The organism is Streptomyces sp. NPDC110618, from assembly GCF_055657065.1.
Window position 1 is genome coordinate 296,049 of record NZ_JBVKBN010000007.1, and the last position, 18,499, is coordinate 314,547.

General features: G+C 70.5%; 16 protein-coding genes and 1 tRNA gene. 8 read left to right on the forward strand and 9 right to left on the reverse strand.

Features of this window, described 5'->3' with window-relative positions:
* Positions 1-118: 118 nt before the first annotated feature.
* A complete protein-coding gene (locus tag ACZ7L7_RS16425) occupies positions 119-1,192 on the forward strand; it encodes a M23 family metallopeptidase (RefSeq protein WP_472076186.1) in 1,074 nt (357 codons plus the stop codon).
* 15 nt (positions 1,193-1,207) lie between these two features.
* On the opposite strand, the gene ACZ7L7_RS16430 is transcribed toward ACZ7L7_RS16425, so the two are convergent.
* From ACZ7L7_RS16430 to ACZ7L7_RS16445, 4 genes are all read right to left on the reverse strand, one after another.
* Entirely contained in the window at positions 1,208-2,095 is an 888-nt protein-coding gene (locus ACZ7L7_RS16430) for a Cof-type HAD-IIB family hydrolase (protein ID WP_471432501.1), read from the reverse strand.
* 93 nt (positions 2,096-2,188) lie between these two features.
* Positions 2,189-3,088 (reverse strand): LLM class flavin-dependent oxidoreductase, encoded by a 900-nt coding sequence (locus ACZ7L7_RS16435; protein ID WP_472076188.1) that lies wholly within the window; start codon positions 3,086-3,088, stop codon positions 2,189-2,191.
* 42 nt (positions 3,089-3,130) lie between these two features.
* Positions 3,131-4,375 (reverse strand): SWIM zinc finger family protein, encoded by a 1,245-nt coding sequence (locus tag ACZ7L7_RS16440; protein ID WP_472076190.1) that lies wholly within the window; start codon positions 4,373-4,375, stop codon positions 3,131-3,133.
* Positions 4,372-7,251: a DEAD/DEAH box helicase gene (locus ACZ7L7_RS16445; protein ID WP_137208659.1), complete on the reverse strand. Its 2,880-nt coding sequence runs from the start codon at positions 7,249-7,251 to the stop codon at positions 4,372-4,374. The genes ACZ7L7_RS16440 and ACZ7L7_RS16445 overlap by 4 nt, the downstream gene beginning before the upstream one ends.
* 217 nt (positions 7,252-7,468) lie before the next feature.
* Here ACZ7L7_RS16445 and ACZ7L7_RS16450 point away from each other — a divergent pair, with 217 nt between their 5' ends.
* Both ACZ7L7_RS16450 and ACZ7L7_RS16455 read left to right on the forward strand, forming a co-directional pair.
* A complete protein-coding gene (locus ACZ7L7_RS16450) occupies positions 7,469-7,717 on the forward strand; it encodes a type II toxin-antitoxin system CcdA family antitoxin (RefSeq protein WP_285514482.1) in 249 nt (82 codons plus the stop codon).
* Positions 7,714-8,115 carry a DNA-binding protein gene (locus tag ACZ7L7_RS16455; protein ID WP_285514483.1) on the forward strand — a complete coding sequence of 134 codons (402 nt, stop codon included), beginning with the start codon at positions 7,714-7,716 and terminating at the stop codon, positions 8,113-8,115. Before ACZ7L7_RS16450 ends, ACZ7L7_RS16455 begins: the two co-directional genes overlap by 4 nt.
* Before the next feature lie 125 nt (positions 8,116-8,240).
* Here the strand turns inward: ACZ7L7_RS16455 and ACZ7L7_RS16460 are convergent, their stop codons facing one another.
* The 3 genes from ACZ7L7_RS16460 to ACZ7L7_RS16470 all read right to left on the reverse strand — a co-directional run bounded on the left by ACZ7L7_RS16460 (position 8,241) and on the right by ACZ7L7_RS16470 (position 11,724).
* The gene (locus ACZ7L7_RS16460) at positions 8,241-8,801 is read right to left on the reverse strand and encodes an RNA 2'-phosphotransferase (RefSeq protein ID WP_453600094.1); all 561 of its coding nucleotides are present in this window, start codon (positions 8,799-8,801) and stop codon (positions 8,241-8,243) included.
* A 204-nt stretch (positions 8,802-9,005) separates the two neighbouring features.
* Positions 9,006-10,757: an SDR family oxidoreductase gene (locus tag ACZ7L7_RS16465; protein WP_472076192.1), complete on the reverse strand. Its 1,752-nt coding sequence runs from the start codon at positions 10,755-10,757 to the stop codon at positions 9,006-9,008.
* 115 nt (positions 10,758-10,872) lie between these two features.
* A complete protein-coding gene (locus ACZ7L7_RS16470) occupies positions 10,873-11,724 on the reverse strand; it encodes a M24 family metallopeptidase (RefSeq protein ID WP_453600054.1) in 852 nt (283 codons plus the stop codon).
* 259 nt (positions 11,725-11,983) lie between these two features.
* Here ACZ7L7_RS16470 and ACZ7L7_RS16475 point away from each other — a divergent pair, with 259 nt between their 5' ends.
* The 5 genes from ACZ7L7_RS16475 to ACZ7L7_RS16495 all read left to right on the forward strand — a co-directional run bounded on the left by ACZ7L7_RS16475 (position 11,984) and on the right by ACZ7L7_RS16495 (position 15,847).
* Positions 11,984-12,946 (forward strand): ABC transporter ATP-binding protein, encoded by a 963-nt coding sequence (locus tag ACZ7L7_RS16475; protein WP_285514517.1) that lies wholly within the window; start codon positions 11,984-11,986, stop codon positions 12,944-12,946.
* Entirely contained in the window at positions 12,936-13,853 is a 918-nt protein-coding gene (locus tag ACZ7L7_RS16480) for an ABC transporter permease (RefSeq protein WP_472076194.1), read from the forward strand. Before ACZ7L7_RS16475 ends, ACZ7L7_RS16480 begins: the two co-directional genes overlap by 11 nt.
* Complete coding sequence (locus ACZ7L7_RS16485; RefSeq protein WP_285514488.1) at positions 13,850-14,761, forward strand: ABC transporter ATP-binding protein; 912 nt, start codon at positions 13,850-13,852, stop codon at positions 14,759-14,761. Before ACZ7L7_RS16480 ends, ACZ7L7_RS16485 begins: the two co-directional genes overlap by 4 nt.
* A 9-nt stretch (positions 14,762-14,770) precedes the next feature.
* Positions 14,771-15,490: an ABC transporter permease subunit gene (locus ACZ7L7_RS16490; protein WP_285514489.1), complete on the forward strand. Its 720-nt coding sequence runs from the start codon at positions 14,771-14,773 to the stop codon at positions 15,488-15,490.
* Between the two features lie 272 nt (positions 15,491-15,762).
* Positions 15,763-15,847, forward strand: a tRNA-Ser gene (locus ACZ7L7_RS16495).
* A gap of 223 nt (positions 15,848-16,070) precedes the next feature.
* On the opposite strand, the gene ACZ7L7_RS16500 is transcribed toward ACZ7L7_RS16495, so the two are convergent.
* Positions 16,071-16,874: an HAD family hydrolase gene (locus ACZ7L7_RS16500; RefSeq protein ID WP_285514490.1), complete on the reverse strand. Its 804-nt coding sequence runs from the start codon at positions 16,872-16,874 to the stop codon at positions 16,071-16,073.
* Positions 16,871-18,148, reverse strand: a complete 1,278-nt coding sequence (serS, locus tag ACZ7L7_RS16505) for a serine--tRNA ligase (protein ID WP_285514491.1) — start codon at positions 18,146-18,148, stop codon at positions 16,871-16,873. Before serS ends, ACZ7L7_RS16500 begins: the two co-directional genes overlap by 4 nt.
* Positions 18,149-18,499 lie beyond the last annotated feature (351 nt).

Here is an 18,499-nt window from a genome sequence, read left to right on the forward strand (position 1 = left end):
ACTGAACGGCGGGCGACGCGCCGCGGCGACGCCGTCGTGGCCCGTTGGGACCAACCGTTCCCCCAGCCGTACCCCTTGAACAGGACCGGGCACCCGGTACGGGGACACGATCGCTGACATGCGCTCACTTCGCCGTCATCCGCTGCTCGTTCCGGTGCTGCTGTGCGCATGCGCCGTGCTCGCGGCCCGCCCCGCCACTACGAACGACACCTCCGACACCGCCGAGACCGCCGCCACGGACGGCGACTCCGCGCTCAGCGCGAAGGTGACACAGCTGTACGAGGAGGCGGCCGTCGCCACCCGGCACTACGAGGCCGGTCAGCGGGACGCGGACGAGCAGCGGGCGAAGGCCGAACGGCTGGAGGCCCTGCTGGACCGCCAGCGGGCGGAGATCGCCGTCCTGCGCGAGGACCTGGGCCGGATCGCCCGCGCCCAGTACCGCGACGGCGGCGGGATGCCGGTGACGGCGCAGATCATCCTCGCCGACAGCCCCGAGGAGCTGATGCGCGGTCAGCATGTCTTCTCCCGAACCAACCTGGCGGTCAACAACGCCGTCGAGAAGAACCGCCGGGCCGAGGCGCGGCTCACCGCCGACGAGGAGATGGCCAAGGAGGCCTGGCGGGAGCTGGACCGGCGCAGCACCGAACTCGCCTCGCTGAAGCAGGACATCGAGGCCAAGCTGGAGGAGGCCCGCGAGGAGCTGCAGGGCCGCGCGGAGGCATCGGTGGCGGCCGGTGCCTGCCGGGGCGCCGTCCGGCTCGACCAGCCGGAGACCCACTTCGCCAGCCGCTGGGTCGCGCCGGTGGAGACCTACGAGCTGTCCGCGTCCTACGGCAGCGGCGGGGACCGGTGGGCGCGGCGGCACACCGGGCAGGACTTCGCGGTGCCGATCGGCACCCCGGTGCGCGCGGTGGGCGAGGGGCGCGTGGTGCGGGTGTCCTGCGGCGGACCGTTCGGCATCGAGATCGTGCTCCAGCACCCCAACGGCTACTACACGCAGTACGCCCATCTCGCGGCCGTCGCCGTCGACCAGGGCGAGCGGGTGAGCACCGGGCAGTGGATCGGGCAGTCCGGCAGCACCGGTAACTCCACGGGCCCGCATCTGCACTTCGAGGTGCGGGTCACCCCGCAGTCCGGGTCGGCGCTGGACCCGGCGGCCTGGCTGGCCGACCGGGACGTGACCCTGGGCTGACCGCGCGAGCCCCGGTCAGGCGTGCAGGGACAGCAGCCGCTCGATGACGACCGCCACACCGTCGTCGTTGTTGGCGACGGTCCGACCGGAGGCGGCGGCGATGACGTCCGGGTGGGCGTTGCCCATCGCGTACGACTGTCCGGCCCAGGTGAGCATCTCCACGTCGTTGGGCATGTCGCCGAAGGCCACGACCTCTTCGTGGGAGATCCCGCGCTCGGCGCAGCACAGGGCGAGCGTGCTGGCCTTGGAGACGCCGGGGCCGCTGATCTCCAGCAGGGCGCTGGGGCTGGAGCGGGTGACGTTGGCGCGGTCCCCGATGGCGACGCGGGCCAGGGTGAGGAAGGCGTCCGGGTCGAGGTCGGGGTGGTAGGCGAGGATCTTGAGCACCGGTTCGTCGGCGCTCGGGCTCTCCCCGGAGAGCAGTTCCTCGGCCGGGGCCAGGGTGTCGGGGATCTCCATGTGCAGCTTGGGGTAGTCCGGCTCCTGGTGGAAGCCGTACGTCTGCTCGACGGCGTACATGGTGCCGGGCGCCGCGTCGCGCAGGAGGCGCACGGCGTCCAGGGCGTTCTCCCGGGCCAGCTCGCGGACCTTCACGAACCGGTGGGCGCCGGGGCCGCCGTGCAGGTCGACCACCGCGGCGCCGTTCCCGCAGATGGCCAGGCCGTGGCCGTGGACGTGGTCGCTGACGACGTCCATCCAGCGAGCGGGCCGGCCGGTCACGAAGAAGACCTCGATGCCCGCCTCCTCGGCTGCGGCGAGGGCCGCGACCGTGCGCGGGGAGACCGACTTGTCGTCCCGCAGCAGGGTGCCGTCGAGATCGGTGGCGATCAGCCGGGGCGGAAGAGCGGCGGCCGGGGTCTCGGGCTGTCGAGTCGCTGAGGTCACCGCGCCATTGTCCCGCATATGCCTGCACGCCCGTGCGGCAGTGTGCGCATCTGAGTAGTTAACGCCCATGAACCAGGCCCGGACGGGCCTCAGCAGTCCCCGGAGTCACCTTCACCCGAGCTGGCCCACCGCCTCCATGGCGATCTGCTCGAAGACCTTCTCGTCCGCGGCGAAGTCCGAGCCCGGAATGGGCCAGTGGATCACGATCTCCGTGAAGCCCAGCTCGCGATGGCGCCCCGCGAAGTCCACAAAGGCACCGAGGGACTCCAGGGGCGTCGCCCGGTCCGGGGTGAACCCGGTGAGCAGGATCTTGTCCATCGCACCCACGTCCCGCCCGATCTCGGCGCAGGCGTCGGACAACCTCTCCACCTGCCCGCGAATGGCCTGAACCGACTGCTCGGGAGTGCCGTTCTCGTACAGCTTCGGGTCACCGGTGGTCACCCAGGCCTGCCCGTGGCGGGCGGCGAGCCGCAGTCCACGTGGGCCGGTCGCGGCCACCGCGAAGGGCAGCCGGGGCCGCTGGACGCAGCCGGGGATGTTGCGGGCCTCGTGGGCGGAGTAGAAGTCGCCCTCGTAGGAGACGGCGTCCTGGGTCAGGAGGCAGTCGAGGAGCGGGACGAACTCGGCGAAGCGGTCCGCGCGCTCCCTCGGCGTCCAAGGGTCCTGGCCGAGGGCCGTGGCGTCGAAACCGGTGCCGCCGGCGCCGATGCCGAGGGTGACCCGGCCGCCGGAGATGTCGTCGAGCGTGATCAGCTCCTTGGCGAGGGTCACCGGGTGCCGGAAGTTCGGGGAGGTTACGAGAGTACCCAGCCGCATACTCTGCGTAGCCGTCGCCGCTGCGGTCAATGTGGGCACTGCCCCGAACCACGGCCCGTCCCGGAATGTGCGCCAGGAGAGGTGGTCGTAGGTGTAGGAGGCGTGAAACCCGAGGGCTTCGGCTCTCTGCCAAAGCTTCTGTCCTTGGCCCCACCGGTGAATAGGAAGGATTGCGGTGCTCAGTCGCATGCCCAACCCTATGTTCTGGTGACTGCGAGCAATGCTGAGGGATTTGTACTACATCCCGGCGCGTAGCCAGATCGCGGTGAGCGCGGAAACGGGGTCGGTGTCGGCCGGTGCCGCCGGCCACCATTCGCCGTCGTCGTCCTGGAGGTAGGGGTACCAGCGGGCGTCGGGCCCCAGGCGCAGCTGGATGCCGTGGTCGGGGAGGGTGAGGCGGTTGCGCCAGGCCCTGAGGCGGACGGGGGTGTTGGTCATCTCGGCGAGGGCCACGGTCAGGGCGGTACGGGCTGCCGTCATCGCTGACGGTTCCGGGCTGTGGGGCTGTTCGACGACGGTGATGCCGGTGGGGCCGCCGTGGCGCCATGCGCGGGTGAGACGGGCGAAGGCGGTGGGGTTGGCGCCGGTGTTCTGGACCAGGTTGTGGAACCACTCAGGGCCAGGCCCGCTCGCGGCGATGCGTACGGCGTCCTGGTGCTGAGTCAGGTGCAGGGTGGTGGCGTCGCCCGACAGCAGCCGTGCCGCGCGTGCTGAGACATCGGTCATCAGGCGTTCCAGGTCCGCGCCGGCGAGGCCGCTGCCGGCCGGTGGGGGGACCGGCAGCGCGGCGTCGTGAGCGGACGGTTCAGGCAGGTCGGGCCACCCCGGGGCGTGCTCGGCCAGGGCGGTCCACGCGGCGTAGGCGCCGGCCGCGTGGACACCGGCCGGAGCGGGCGGGGCGTCCGTGGTCCGACCCGCTGTCCGGCGTGCGCGCAGTTCTGCGAGGACGTCGTCCCGTCCGCGGCCCCGCAGCGCGAACAGCACGAACGGGTCGTCGTCGATGGTCGCGGCGATGGCGTAGCAGAGCGCGGCGGCGTGTTTACAGGGGTGGCCCCAGTCAGGGCAGGAGCATTCGGGGTCGAGCTCGGTGGGTTGCGGGAGGAGGGGGACGCCGGCGTGGCGGGCGTCGTCGATGAGCTCTGCGGGCATCTCACCGTCGAGGAGTGCCGCGAGATGCCCGGCTCGGGCCGCGATGGTGTCGAGAAGGGTGTGCCACTGGGCGTCGGTGAGGACGGGCAGGTGGACGGCGGAGCGGTACGGGCGCGGACGGCTGCCCTGGACGGCGGCCTTGACCTGGCCGGGGGCGATGGTGACCGCGCCGACCATGCCCTGGCGGGCGTAGGTGCGTCCGCGGGACAGCCGCCCCGAGTCCAGGGTGGAGTCCTCCAGCGCCGTCACCCACGCCTGGCCCCACCACGTCGCCGCGAAGGCACGCCTGCCGCGGCCGGGTGCACGGCGAGGGCCGGGGACGGACGGGCTCATGACTGCCTCCCCAGGGTGACGAGTTCGGCGAGGTCGGCGTCGGACAGTTCGGTCAGAGTGGCTTCGCCTGAGCCGACGACGGCGTCGGCGAGCGCCCGCTTGGATTCCAGCAGTTTCGCCACCCTGTCCTCCACGGTGCCTTCGGCGATGAGCTTGTGGACCTGGACGGGCTTGTCCTGGCCGATGCGGTAGGCGCGGTCGGTGGCCTGGTCCTCGACGGCAGGGTTCCACCAGCGGTCGTAGTGCACGACGTGGGAGGCGCGGGTGAGGTTGAGGCCGGTGCCGGCCGCCTTCAACGACAACAGGAACACCGGCACCTCGCCTTGCTGGAAGCGTTCCACCATCTCCTCGCGTGCGGTGACGGGCGTGCCGCCGTGCAGGAAGAGGGTGGGCATGCCTCGTTCCGCCAGATGTCTCTCCAGCAGAGCCGCCATCTGCTTGTACTGGGTGAAGACCAGTACCGACTCGCCTTCGGCGGTGATGGTGTCGACGAGTTCGTCGAGAAGGTCGAGTTTGCCCGAGCGGCCGTGCAGGGGTGTGGACTGGCGCAAGTACTGGGCGGGGTGGTTGCAGATCTGCTTCAGCGCAGTGAGGAGCTTGAGAATCAGTCCGCGGCGGGCGATGCCGTCGGCTTCGGTGATCTTCGCCATGGTCTCGCGGACCACCGCCTCGTACAGGCTCGCCTGCTCGGCGGTGAGCGGGACGACGTGGTCGGTCTCGGTCTTGGCGGGCAGTTCGGGTGCGATGCCCGGGTCGGACTTCCGGCGGCGCAGCAGGAACGGGCGGACGAGGCGGGACAGCCGTTCGGCGGCCTGTGGGTCCTCGCCCGACTCGATCGCGCGGGCGTGGCGGTCGCGGAAGGCGGCGAGGGGGCCGAGGAGTCCGGGGGTGGTCCAGTCGAGGAGCGCCCACAGTTCGGAGAGGTTGTTCTCCACAGGGGTGCCGGTGAGGGCGACGCGGGCGCGGGCGGGCAGGGCGCGCAGTTCGCGGGCGGTGACGGCGTAAGGGTTCTTGACGTGCTGGGCCTCGTCGGCGGCGATCAGCGACCAGGCGCTCTCGGCGAGGGCATCGCGGTCACGGCGCAGGACACCGTAGGTGACCAGGACGATCTCGTCCCCGGCCAGGTCCTTCAAGTGCCGGCCGCCGCCGTGGTAGCGGCGCACGGGGGTGGTGGGCGCGAACCGGGCGGCCTCGCGCTGCCAGTTGCCGAGCAGGGAGGTGGGGCAGACGACGAGGGTGGGGCCCGCGGTGGCGGGGTCGCTCTGGCGGTGCAGGTGCAGGGCGAGCAGGGTGATGGTCTTGCCCAGGCCCATGTCGTCGGCGAGGCAGCCGCCGAGGCCGAGCTCGCACATCTCCGCCAGCCAGGCCAGACCCCGCTTCTGGTAGTCGCGCAGCGTGGCCTTCAGAGCGGCGGGCTGGGTGGCGGGAGTACGGGACTCGGGGTCACGGATACGGGCGACGAGGTCGCCGAGCGCCCCGACCGCAGCACAGGTGATCGTCTCCCCGTCCCGCTCCACCTCGCCGGTCAGCGCGGCACCCAGCGCCTCCATGGGAGTGAGCGATTCCATCCGGCGGCGTCGGGCGCGGGCCACCAGCTTCGGGTCGGCGACCACCCACTGGTCGCGCAGTCTGACGAGGGGACGGCGGGCCTCGGCGAGGGCGTCCATCTCGGCCTCGGTGAGCGGCTCACCGCCGAGCGAGAGCTGCCAACGGAAGTCGAGGAGGGCGTCGGCGTCGAGCAGACCACCGGCACTGGAGCCGGGCGCGGTGCGCTGCCCGATCTCGGCAGTCGCGCTGAGCGCCTTGACCAGCTCGCGCGGCCAGTGCACGTCGATACCGGCGGCGCGCAGCGTGTCGGTGGCGTCGCCCAGCAGGTCGAACGCCTCGTCGTCGGTCAGCCGCAGCTGGTCCGGAGCGGCGTCTTTCAGCAGCCGGTCGAGCGGAGGCCAGACGCGGGCGCCGCGGCGCAGTGCGAGCAGCGTCTCGGTCTCGGCGCGAGGGGCGAGGAGGCGCTTGGTCTCGGACGGCTCGTTCCACAGCCGTGCGGCCTCTACGACGAGCGCCGGATCCGCCGTGGTGTGCAACTGCAGAACGGCCCGGAACTGTCGGCGCCGCCCTTCGGGCAGGTCGACACGCAGCGAGACGCCGACGTCGGCGGTGAACGCGGCGGCGGTCTCCTCGGCCCACTCGCGCAGGACGGGCACGGCACGCGCCTCGCGCCAGGCGTACGGCAGCGCCCCCATCGCGAGCGGCGCGGCCGGAGTACGGACCATGTCGTCCGCGACCGCGTCGCAGAACTGGCTTATCAGCGCGACCGGTTCCGCGATGCGCAGTGGAGCCGAGCCGGGTTCGGGCAGGCAGTGGGCGTGGGGTGGGAAGGCGGCGCCGAGGGCGTCCAACGTCTGCCGCTGTACGGTGGTAAGGGGACCCGCCTGCCATGTGTCGTAACCGGCGTCGGTGAGGGCCGGATGGAGACGGCCGTCGGCGAGCAGCCGCAGCGCGAAGCGGGAGGCGGCTTGCCAGGCCGCGGCGGACGGGTGCGTCGGCCTGGCGTCGGCCAGGGCGGCGACAGCGACGGCGGCGGGCAGCGCATAGCCCTCGACTCTGCGGCGTCGGACCGACCGGCCGTGCGGCAGCACCAGTTCCACCGACTCGGATTCGATGCCCTCGGGCACTGTGCCGGCTGCCGCCGCTGCCCCGGTGGGCTTCCAGAGCAGCAGCCGTCCGAGGCGGGCGGGTTCGCCGGGCAGGAACACCGCCGCCCAGCCGCCGTCGAGCAGGGCGACCGCGAAGGCGGTTGCCTCCGGTGTGGCGAGCGGTGGCGTGATCCTCGTGCTGGTGCGTGGTTCTCGTACGACGACCCGTGCCACGCCCATTCGCCCCATCATTTCCAGGCGGCCCTCACCGCGTCCCGCTCACCAGGCAGGCCCATCATGGCGGGTCGGCGCAGCCTTGCTCAAACCCGGATGTCGGCGGCTGTTCCCTTTCGGCAAGCATGGCCCCTGTGTGGCTGGCAGTGGGTATGGTGCGCTCGCGTGCGGACGTGTGCCGAGCGAGACGGCCATGGGGTGCATATCGCAGTATGCTCGGGTCATGGCGGACACCACACGTGTCACTGTGACGCTGCCGAGCGAGCAGGTCGCCGAGCTCAGGAAGCTCACCGACAACGTCTCCGGCTATGTCGCCGAGGCGGTGGCGCGGCAACTGCGGCACCAACTGCTCGGTGCCGACCTGCAGCGTCACCAGGAGGAGCACGGGGCCTTCACCGAGGAGGAGTTGACGGAGGCGCGCTCCAGGATCTTTGGGACGACGGGTACGGGCGGATCGGCCGGCGCGGCGTGAAAGAGCATGTCGAGACGGTCGTTCTGGACTCCCAGGGGCTTACCGCCTGGATCGCCCAGGACCGCAAGATCCTCGCGATGTTCCAGGTGTTTCATGCCGTGGGTGCCGATTTCGTGATCGGTGCCAACGCCATCGCGGAAGTCAGCCATGCGCGGGTGAGTATGCCCCGGCTGCGCTGGGTGCTGTCCCGCGTCAAGGTCGAGCCGGTGACCGAGGATGCGGCGAGGGCGTCCGCGGAACTGCTCAAAGCCGCCGGTCTGCACGGCCACAAGTACGCCATCGACGCGACCGTGGCCGAGGTGGCCCTGCGTCAGCCCGGCCCGGTGGTCATGCTGACCTCCGACGTCGACGACATGGCCCGGTTGTGTGGCGACCGTGTCCGGCTCATCGGCATCTGAGACGGGCCGCTGCGGCACCTGGCCGAAGGAAATCTTCGCGAGTCAGGCTGCGATAGGGATCACGGTGCTCAGGTGCAGACTCATCATCCGAGCGTATGCGGCCGAACGGGTTTCACGTGAAACAGTCACCGTGCGCTGTGGTGCGACTCCGGAAAGCGCAGATACCGCGGGGGTACGGCCTCGGTCAGCCAGACGCCGTTGGCGCTGACGTGGAAGACATGCCCGTCCCGGTGCATGGCGCCCGCGTCGACGGACAGGACGACCGGACGGCCCCGCCGGGCGCCCACGCGGGTCGCCGTCTCGCGGTCCGCGGACAGGTGCACGTCGTGGCGGTTCATGTGCCGCAGCCCTTCGGCCCGGATCGCGTCCAGGAAGCGCGCCACCGTGCCGTGGTAGAGGTACGGCGGCGGGGTCGCCGGGGGCAGTCCTAGCTCCACCTCGATGCTGTGGCCCTGGCTGGCCCGGATCCGGGTGCCCTCGACGGCGAAGCGCCGCTTGTCGTTGTGGGCGACCACGTGGTCCAGTTCTTCCCGGGTGAACCGGAAGCCGTGCGCGGCCGCGGCGGCGATCAGGGTGTCGATCTCCACCCAGCCGCCCTCGTCGAGGGTGAGCCCGATGCGCTCGGGCTGGTGCCGGAGGTGTTTGGAGAGGTATTTCGACACCCTCACCTTGCGGCGCTCGTCCATCGGTTCGTCGGGTGGTCTCTTGTCCATCCGTTAAGGGTGGCGGGAGAGACCCGAATCACGCGAATGATTTTGCCGACGAGGTTTGATCCACAGCCAAGTGCGGTTATCCACAGGGGAATTGGCGACTCTGTGGACAACGAGCGCCAGCCTCAAGGGGTTTCGTCAACTCTTCTTGACCGCCGATGGAGTTGACGAACTCCTCGCTCAGACCGGCGACTTCACCCGCGCGAGCCTGCGCAGCACCCCCGGCGCGAACCGCGAGAGCACATGCGCCCCACGCGCCTCGGGCGTCACAGGAACAACCGCCTCGTTATTGACGATTGCGCGCAGAATCGCCTCGGCCACCTTTTCCGGCGGGTAGTTGCGCATTCCGTACAAGCGCGCCGACTTCTTCTGTCGCCTGGCCTCTTCCTCCGCGTCAACTCCCGCGAAACGGGCGGTCGATGTGATGCTGGTGTTCACCAGTCCGGGGCAGATCGCGCTCACCCCGATGCCCTGGTCGGCGAGTTCGGCGCGCAGGCACTCGCTGAGCATGAGCACCGCCGCCTTGGAGGTGCTGTAGGCGGGAAGGAGGCGGGAGGGCTGAAAGGCCGCCGCGGAAGCGATGTTGACGATGTGGCCGCCCTGCCCCCGGTCCGCCATCTGCCGCCCGAACAGTCGGCAGCCGTGGATCACACCCCACAGATTGACATCCAGCACCTTGCGCCAGTCCTCGGACGTGGTGTCCAGGAAGCTGCCCGCGAGCCCGATCCCGGCGTTGTTCACCAGCACGTCCACCATGCCGTACTCGGCGGCGACCCGCGCCGCGAGCTTCTCCATCGCCTGCTCGTCGGAGACGTCAACGACCTCCGACCAGGCGTCGGTTGCGCCGACCAGACGGGACAGCTCCGCCGTACGCGCCGCCGCCTCGCCGTCCCGGTCGACGGCGATCACCCGCGCACCGGCTTCCGCGAACGCGTACGCCGTCGCCCGTCCGATGCCGCTGCCCGCGCCGGTGACCAGCACCAACTGCCCGGCGAAACGGTCGGAATGGCGCCCGGTGGCCTTCGGCGCGGGCTGGCCGCCCTCCACCGAGGTCACGAACTCCCCGATCCACAGGGCCAGCTGGTCCGGCCGGGTCCGCGGCACCCAGTGCTTGGCCGGGATCGTCCGCCGCGTCAACTGCGGAACCCACAGCTCAAGTTCGTCGTAGAGCCGCTCGGAGAGGAAGGCATCGCCCAGGGGCGTGATGAGCTGCACCGGCGCGTGCGCGTAGGCGTCCGTGCGCGGGCGGCGCAGGCGCGGGCGTACGTTGTCGCGGTACAGCCACGCCCCGTGCGCCGCGTCCGAAGGCAGCGACGAAGTCGGGTAGTTGCCCGCGGGCACGTCCTCCAGCCGGGACAGCAGACGCGGCCACCGCTTGCCCAGCGGTCCGCGCCACGCCAGCTCGGGCAGGACCGGGGTGTGCAGCAGGTACACGTACCAGGACTTGGCGCCCTGGCCGAGGAGTTGGCCGACCCGGCGCGGGGTCGGGCGCTTCACGCGCTGCTGGATCCAGTGGCCGAAGTGGTCCAGGGACGGCCCCGACATCGAGGTGAAGGAGGCGATCCTGTTCTCGGCGCGCTTGACCGTCACGAACTCCCAGGACTGCACCGAGCCCCAGTCGTGGCCCACCAGATGCACCGGCCGCCCGGGGCTCACCGCGTCCGCGACGGCCAGGAAGTCGTCCGTCAGCTTCTCCAGCGTGAACCCGCCCCGCAGCGGCTTCGGCGCCGTCGAGCGGCCGTGGCCCCGTACGTCGTAGAGCACCACGTGGAAGTCCTCGGCCAGCCGGACCGCGACCTCCGACCAGACCTCCTTGCTGTCCGGATACCCGTGCACGAGCAGTACGGTCGGCCGCTCGGGGTCCCCCAGCTCGGCCACGCACAGCTCGACCCCGCCGGTCCGCACCCAGCGCTCGCGCGCACCCGTCAGCACCGTCGCTCTCCCCTCGCCCGCGCACCCGTCAGCACCGTCGCTCCCCCTCCACGCGGCGCCATTGCGCCCTCTCCGTCCAGCCCCACCGTCGCTCCCCCTTCGCCCCGCCCACCGTTCAGCACGTGACCTCCCCTTCCGCCCACCGCCGCACATGCGGCAGATCGTCGTCCAGCCAGAAGGCGCTCTCCTCCGGGTTCCGGGAGTCGGTGACGACCAGGATCTCCTCGAACTTCGCGCCCGTGCCCCGGAACCCGAGGTGGGGTTCGACCGCCCACAGCCCCGGCCGTGGCGGATGGTCGGAGAAGCGGTACGGCGACCACAGCGGGGACCAGCCCTCGCGGTGGCCGTGCAGCGCGTCCGCGGCCAGGCCCTTCAGGGACTGCGTGCCGAACCCGAACAGCCGGGGCGAGAAGCGGCGTTCGCGCACCCGGTCCACCTTGTGGGCGATCACGCCGAAGGGGTAGGCGCGGTGCCGGTTGGTGTAGCCCTGGCGGACCATGAGGCGGTCCACGTCCTCGTAGATCTCCCGCAGCGACCGTCGCTCGCGCACCTCGCGCAGGATCAGCTCGCGGTGGGCTTTCAGGTCGTCCATGAGCTTGTGCTGGACCGGGTTGGCGCCGAGCGAGCCCGAGTAGCCGATGTCGGCGGTGAAGCCCTCGAACACCGGTGCCATGTCGAGGATGAACGGCATCCCCGGCTCCAGCCGGCGGTTCGTGGGGAAGAACTGGAGCGGGACGCGGAAGTTCACGAAGGCCGTGCGGTCGCCGAACCAGGCGAAGGGCATGTGGAACCAGTCCCGCACCCCGCGCTCGCCGAGCCATTCCCGCTGCATCCGAGCGGCCTCACGCTCGGTGACCCCGGGTTCCAGCCGCGCGGCGACGGCCTCGGCGCACTCGTAGGCAAGACGCTGCACTCTTCGGAAACCTTCGAGCTCCGCCGTGCGTTCACTGGTCAACGCCGTAGCCATGGCACCCCGTCCCACCGGTTGCGGTACGCGCTCGTAACTTGACATCGCAGAATCTGGCACTTGTTAGACCCGGCGTCAATAGGAGGAAGCCAAGGGGAGACCAAGGGGAGGTCAAGGCAGAAAGCACCCCGGGCCGGGCCGGCCGGTGTTCGACTTCAGGGTGACCCCTACGGACCCGTACGACTCCAGAGGGACCCCAAGACTGCTCCACGGTCTGACGACCGGCGTGTCCACGGTCACTACTGTCGTCGTTGTGACTGTGATCGCGACCGAAAGCCTGAGCAAGCGGTTCCCCCGGGTGACCGCGCTTGACCGGCTCTCCGTGGACGTCGGGCCCGGTGTGACCGGACTCGTCGGAGCCAATGGAGCCGGCAAGTCCACACTGATCAAGATCCTGCTGGGTCTGTCCCCCGCCACCGAGGGCCGCGCCGAGGTGCTGGGCCTCGACGTCGCCACCAAGGGCGCCGCCATCCGTGAGCGCGTCGGCTACATGCCGGAGCACGACTGTCTGCCGCCGGACGTCTCGGCCACCGAGTTCGTCGTCCACATGGCGCGCATGTCCGGGCTGCCGCCGACCGCCGCCCGCGAACGCACCGCGGACACGCTGCGCCATGTCGGCCTGTACGAGGAGCGCTACCGCCCCATGGGCGGCTACTCCACCGGCATGAAGCAGCGCGTGAAGCTGGCCCAGGCCCTGGTCCACGACCCCGACCTGGTCTTCCTGGACGAGCCGACCAACGGCCTCGACCCGGTCGGCCGCGACGAGATGCTCGGTCTGATCCGCCGGATCCACACCGACTTCGGCATCTCGGTCCTGGTCACCTCGCACCTGCTGGGCGAGCTGGAGCGGACCTGCGACCACGTCGTCATCATCGACGGCGGCAAGCTGCTGCGGTCGTCCTCCACCACCGACTTCACCCAGACCACCACCACCCTCGCCGTCGAGGTCACCGACACCGACGAGCACCCCGACGGCACCCGCACGGTGCGCGAGGCGCTCCAGGCGCGCGGGATCACCGTCGAGTCCGGCAGCGGCCTGCCCGGCGCCGGGCACATCCTGCTGCTGACCGCGCAGGGCGAGGAGACGTACGACCTGGTCCGGGACGTGATCGCGGACCTCGGGCTCGGCCTGGTCCGCATGGAACAGCGCCGGCACCACATCGCCGAGGTGTTCACCGAGGGCGACGAGCAGCGCAAGGAGGCGGCCGTCCATGGCTCTTGACCAGCCCATGGCGGGGAACCAGCCCATGAGGGGCGACCAGACCCGCATCCACGACATCGGCTACCGCGGCTACGACGGCCCCCGCCTCGGCCGCAGCTACGCCACCCGCTCGCTGTACTCGCAGTCCCTGCGCGGCGCCTACGGCCTCGGCCGCTCGGCGAAGTCCAAGGTGCTGCCGATGCTGCTGTTCGTGGTGATGTGCGTGCCCGCGGCCATCATGGTCGCCGTCGCGGTCGCCACCAAGGCCAAGGAACTGCCCGTCGACTACACGCGCTACGCGATCGTCATGCAGGCGGTCATCAGCCTGTACGTCGCCTCGCAGGCGCCCCAGTCGGTCTCCCGCGACCTGCGCTTCAAGACCGTGCCGCTGTACTTCTCGCGGCCGATCGAGACCGCTGACTACGTACGCGCCAAGTTCGCGGCACTGGCCTCGGCGATGTTCGTCCTCACCGCCGCCCCGCTGCTCGTCCTCTACGTGGGCGCGCTGCTGGCCAAGCTCGACTTCACCGACCAGATCAAGGGATTCGCCCAGGGACTCGTGTCCGTCGCCCTGCTCTCACTGCTCTTCGCCGGAATTGGCCTGGTCATCGCCGCCGTCACCCCGCGGCGCGGCTTCGGCATCGCCGCCGTGATCGCCGTACTGACCATCTCCTACGGCGCCGTCACCACCCTCCAGGCCATCGCCCACGAGCAGAACAGCGGCGACGCCATCGCCTGGATGGGGCTGTTCTCACCGGTCACGCTGATCGACGGGGTGCAGTCGGCCTTCCTCGGCGCCGCCAGCAACTTCCCCGGCGGCGTGGGTCCGTCGAACGGCGAGGGCGCGGTGTACGTCCTCGTCACGCTCGGCCTGATCGCCGCCACCTACGGGCTGCTGATCCGCCGCTACCGAAAGGCCGCACTGTGACCACGCTCAGCATCGACCACGTCTCGCGCTGGTTCGGCAACGTGGTCGCCGTCAACGACATCACCATGACCATCGGCCCCGGCGTCACCGGCCTGCTCGGCCCCAACGGCGCCGGGAAGTCCACCCTCATCAACATGATGGGCGGCTTCCTGGCCCCCTCCACCGGCACGGTCACCCTCGACGGCCAGCCCGTGTGGCGCAACGAGGAGATCTACAAGCACATCGGCATCGTCCCCGAGCGGGAGGCGATGTACGACTTCCTCACCGGCCGCGAATTCGTGCTCGCCAACGCCGAGTTGCACGGTCTGGGCGCCAAGGCCGCCCAGCGGGCGCTGGCCACGGTCGAGATGGAGTACGCCCAGGACCGCAAGATCCAGACGTACTCCAAGGGCATGCGCCAGCGCGTGAAGATGGCCTCCGCCCTGGTCCACGACCCCTCGCTGCTCCTGCTGGACGAGCCCTTCAACGGCATGGACCCGCGCCAGCGCATGCAGCTGATGGACCTGCTGCGGAAGATGGGCGACGAGGGCCGCACGGTCCTGTTCTCCTCCCACATCCTCGAAGAGGTCGAGCAGCTCGCCTGGCACATCGAGGTCGTGGTCGCCGGACGCCACGCGGCCAGCGGCGACTTCCGCAAGATCCGCCGTCTGATGACCGACCGTCCGCACCGCTACCTGGTGCGCTCCAGCGACGACCGGGCGCTGGCCGCCGCGCTGATCGCCGACCCGTCGACGTCCGGCATCGAGGTCGACCTCGCCGAGGGCGCCCTGCGCATCCAGGCAGTCGACTTCGGCCGCTTCACGGCCCTGCTGCCGAGGGTGGCGCGGGACCACGGCATCCGCCTGCTCACGGTCTCGCCGTCCGACGAGTCGCTTGAGTCCGTCTTCTCGTATCTCGTCGCGGCGTAGGAGGCCAAGATGTACGACCCCACAGTCGCCCGGCTCACCTACCGGGCCCTGCTCGGCCGCCGACGGGCCCTCATCCTCGGCGCCCTGCCCCTGCTGCTGATCGTGATCGCGGTGCTCGTGCGCTTCCTCGCGGGCGCCGACGACCAGACCGCCTCCGACCTGCTCGGCGGGCTGGCGCTGGCCACCATGGTGCCGATCATCGGTGTCATCGCGGGCACCGGTGCGATCGGTCCCGAGATCGACGACGGCTCGGTGGTGTACCTGCTCTCCAAGCCGATCAAGCGCCCGACGATCATCTTCACCAAGCTGATCGTGGCCATCGCGGTGACCATGGTGTTCTCCGCGGTCCCGACGCTGATCGCCGGCTTCATTCTCAACGGCAACGGCCAGCAGATCGCCGTCGCCTACACGGTGGCCGCGCTGGTCGCCTCCATCGCCTACGCCGCCCTGTTCCTGCTGCTCGGCACGGTCTCCCGGCACGCGGTGGTCTTCGGACTGGTCTACGCCCTGGTCTGGGAGGCGCTGTTCGGCTCCCTCGTCGAGGGCGCCCGCACGCTGAGCGTCCAGCAGTGGTCGCTGGCGGTCGCCCACGAGGTGACCGGCGGGGACTTCGTGGTCTCGGACGTCAGCCTGACCACGGCCACGGTGCTGCTCGTCGCGGTCACCGTGCTGGCGACCTGGTACGCGGGCCAGAAGCTGCGCTCGCTGACGCTGGCGGGCGAGGAGTAGGCCGCGCCGCACGCCTCACGGTTTATTCGGTGGCGTCCAACTCCGCGGCCGGGCACCATGATTGGTGTCCGGCCGCGAGGCCTTGCGGCGCCGTCGACTGGGAGAGGAGCGGGGCGATGTCCATGCACGGCAGTACGTCCGGCTCCCGTCAGGGCAGCCCGCGGCGGACTCCGGTGTAGTTACCCCACCGTCGAGTCCCCACCGCACGGGGAGCTGCCCGGGGCGGCCGCTTCGAGCACGCGATGTCCCACGTCGCGTGAGGCCGCCCACCCGGAGGATTGGCCGAGTGGTAAGGCACCGGCTTGCTAAGCCGTGGTCGGGGGAAACCCCGCGCACGTTCGATCCGTGCATCCTCCGCGAGACGTTGTCACTGGGACTGGGCCGCATGGGTAGTGGGGCGCGCGGTTGAGATCTGGCTGCGGACCGGCTGTGGCTGGTCGCGCAGTTCCCCGCGCCCTTTGGGTCGGACTGGTTCCCCGCGCCCTTTGGGTCGGACTGGTTCCCCGCGCCCTTTGGGTCGGACTGGTTCCCCGCGCCTCTTGGGTCGGACCAGTTCCCCGCGATCCCTGGGCCGGACCAGTTACCGGAGCAGACGCTCCACGACTACCGCGATCCCGTCCTCGTCGTTGGACAGCGTGACCTCGTCGGCGACCGCCTTCAGCTCCGCGTGCGCGTTGGCCATCGCCACGCTGTGTCCCGCCCACGCGAACATCGGCACGTCATTGGGCATGTCCCCGAACGCGATGGTCTCCGCGGCCTTCATGCCGAGGCGTCGGGCCGCGATGGACAGCCCCGTCGCCTTGGACAGCCCCAGCGGAAGCAGCTCCACGATGCCCGCGCCGGCCATGGCGACCGTCACGAACCCGCCCGCGGCCCGCCTCGCGGCGTCCGCCAGCTCGTCGTCCGACAGCTCCGGGTGCTGTATGTAGATCTTGTTCAGCGGGGCGGACCACAGATCCGCCGCGTCGGTGAAGGGCGTCGACGGGAGCTTGCCGGTGACCGAGTAACCCGGTCCGACCAGCACCTCCCCGTCCAGGCCGTCCCGGCTCGCCGCCAGGAAGAGGGGACCGACCTCCGCCTCGATCTTCGCGAGCGCCACCCCGGCCAGTTGCCGGTCCAGCGTCACCGAGGTCAGCAGCCGGTGCTCACCGGCGTCGTACACCTGCGCGCCCTGGGCGCACACCGCGAGCCCCTGGTAGCCGAGGTCGTCGAGGATGTGCCGGGTCCAGGGCGCCGCACGTCCGGTGACGACGATGTGCGCGGCGCCCGCCGCGGTGGCCGCGGCGAGCGCGTCACGGGTGCGCACGGAGACCGTGTCGTCGGACCGCAGCAGCGTGCCGTCGAGGTCCGTCGCGATCAGCCGGTAGGGGAACGAGCCGCTCACTTCGCGACCGGTTCCAGCAGCTCCCGCCCGCCCAGGTACGGACGCAGCACCTGAGGCACCCGCACCGAGCCGTCGGCCTGCTGGTGGTTCTCCAGGATGGCGACGATCGTGCGCGGTACGGCGCACAGCGTGCCGTTGAGCGTGGCCAGCGGCTGCACCTTCTTGCCGTCGCGCATCCGCACCGAAAGGCGCCGGGCCTGGAAGCCGTCGCAGTTGGAGGCCGAGGTCAGCTCGCGGTACTTGCCCTGGGTCGGGATCCACGCCTCGCAGTCGTACTTGCGGGAGGCCGAGGCACCGAGGTCGCCGGAGGCCACGTCGATGACCTGGAAGGGCAGCTCAAGGCCGGTCAGCCACTGCTTCTCCCACTCCAGGATCCGCTTGTGCTCGTTCTCCGCGTCCTCCGGGGCGACGTAGGAGAACATCTCCACCTTGTCGAACTGGTGGACGCGGAAGATGCCGCGGGTGTCCTTGCCGTAGGTGCCGGCCTCGCGGCGGAAGCAGGGGGAGAAGCCCGCGTAACGCAGCGGCAGCTGGTCGGCGTCCAGGATCTCGTCCATGTGGTACGCGGCGAGCGGGACCTCGGAGGTGCCGACCAGGTAGTAGTCGTCCTTCTCCAGGTGGTACACGTTCTCCGCGGCCTGGCCGAGGAAGCCGGTGCCCTCCATGGCGCGCGGGCGGACCAGCGCGGGGGTGAGCATCGGGACGAAGCCGGCCTCGGTGGCCTGCGCGATGGCGGCGTTGACCAGGGCCAGCTCCAGCAGGGCGCCGACGCCGGTGAGGTAGTAGAAGCGCGAGCCGGACACCTTGGCGCCGCGCTCGACGTCGATGGCGCCCAGCTTCTCGCCGAGTTCCAGGTGGTCCTTGGGCTCGAAGCCTTCGGCGGCGAAGTCGCGGATGGTGCCGTGCGTCTCCAGGACGACGAAGTCCTCCTCGCCGCCGACGGGCACGTCGGGGTGGACGAGGTTGCCGAGCTGGAGCAGCAGGCGCTTGGTCTCCTCGTCGGCCTCGTTCTGCGCGGCCTCCGCGGCCTTGACGTCCGCCTTGAGCTGCTCGGCCTTCTGCAGCAGCTCGGCCCGCTCCTCCGGAGTGGCCTTGGGGATCAGCTTGCCGAGCGCCTTCTGCTCGGAGCGCAGCTCGTCGAAGCGGACGCCGGACGACCTGCGCCGCTCGTCGGCAGACAGGAGAGCGTCGACGAGCGCGACATCCTCTCCACGGGCACGCTGGGAGGCGCGCACACGGTCGGGGTCCTCACGGAGCAGGCGAAGGTCAATCACGCGGTCAAGGCTACCGGGGCAGGGTCCCTGCTCACGACTCGCATTTCCCCGGCATGGCGAATCGCGGCTTACTTACCGTTATGACGGAATTGCGCACTGTGTCAATAAAATCCGCACCAATCCCTGGGGCGGGGCACACGGCGGGCGCTCGGTTGACCCGATTCCCTTGTGAGAACCGGGACTTGGGAGAGGTTCATCCACAGGCGTCCACAGGTGCCGGGGGGTTATCCACAGGGTGTGTGGAAGATCTGTGGATTCCGGAATTGATCACTCCGAATAGCTCGGTCGATCCTGTGGATTCCCAGGCCAAACCTCCTTTACGCCCACGTTCGAGTGGAAATGCGTCGCTCC

Excerpts from the sequence above, each read along its gene's own strand:
- ACZ7L7_RS16460 (WP_453600094.1), bottom strand. The coding sequence starts at position 8,801 with ATGGACGAGCGCCGCAAGGTGAGGGTGTCGAAATACCTCTCCAAACAC.
- ACZ7L7_RS16440 (WP_472076190.1), bottom strand. The coding sequence starts at position 4,375 with ATGAGCCCGTCCGTCCCCGGCCCTCGCCGTGCACCCGGCCGCGGCAGG.
- ACZ7L7_RS16450 (WP_285514482.1), top strand. The coding sequence starts at position 7,469 with ATGGCGGACACCACACGTGTCACTGTGACGCTGCCGAGCGAGCAGGTC.
- ACZ7L7_RS16430 (WP_471432501.1), bottom strand. The coding sequence starts at position 2,095 with ATGCGGGACAATGGCGCGGTGACCTCAGCGACTCGACAGCCCGAGACC.
- ACZ7L7_RS16445 (WP_137208659.1), bottom strand. The coding sequence starts at position 7,251 with ATGGGCGTGGCACGGGTCGTCGTACGAGAACCACGCACCAGCACGAGG.
- ACZ7L7_RS16470 (WP_453600054.1), bottom strand. The coding sequence starts at position 11,724 with ATGGCTACGGCGTTGACCAGTGAACGCACGGCGGAGCTCGAAGGTTTC.
- ACZ7L7_RS16480 (WP_472076194.1), top strand. The coding sequence starts at position 12,936 with ATGGCTCTTGACCAGCCCATGGCGGGGAACCAGCCCATGAGGGGCGAC.
- ACZ7L7_RS16425 (WP_472076186.1), top strand. The coding sequence starts at position 119 with ATGCGCTCACTTCGCCGTCATCCGCTGCTCGTTCCGGTGCTGCTGTGC.
- ACZ7L7_RS16490 (WP_285514489.1), top strand. The coding sequence starts at position 14,771 with ATGTACGACCCCACAGTCGCCCGGCTCACCTACCGGGCCCTGCTCGGC.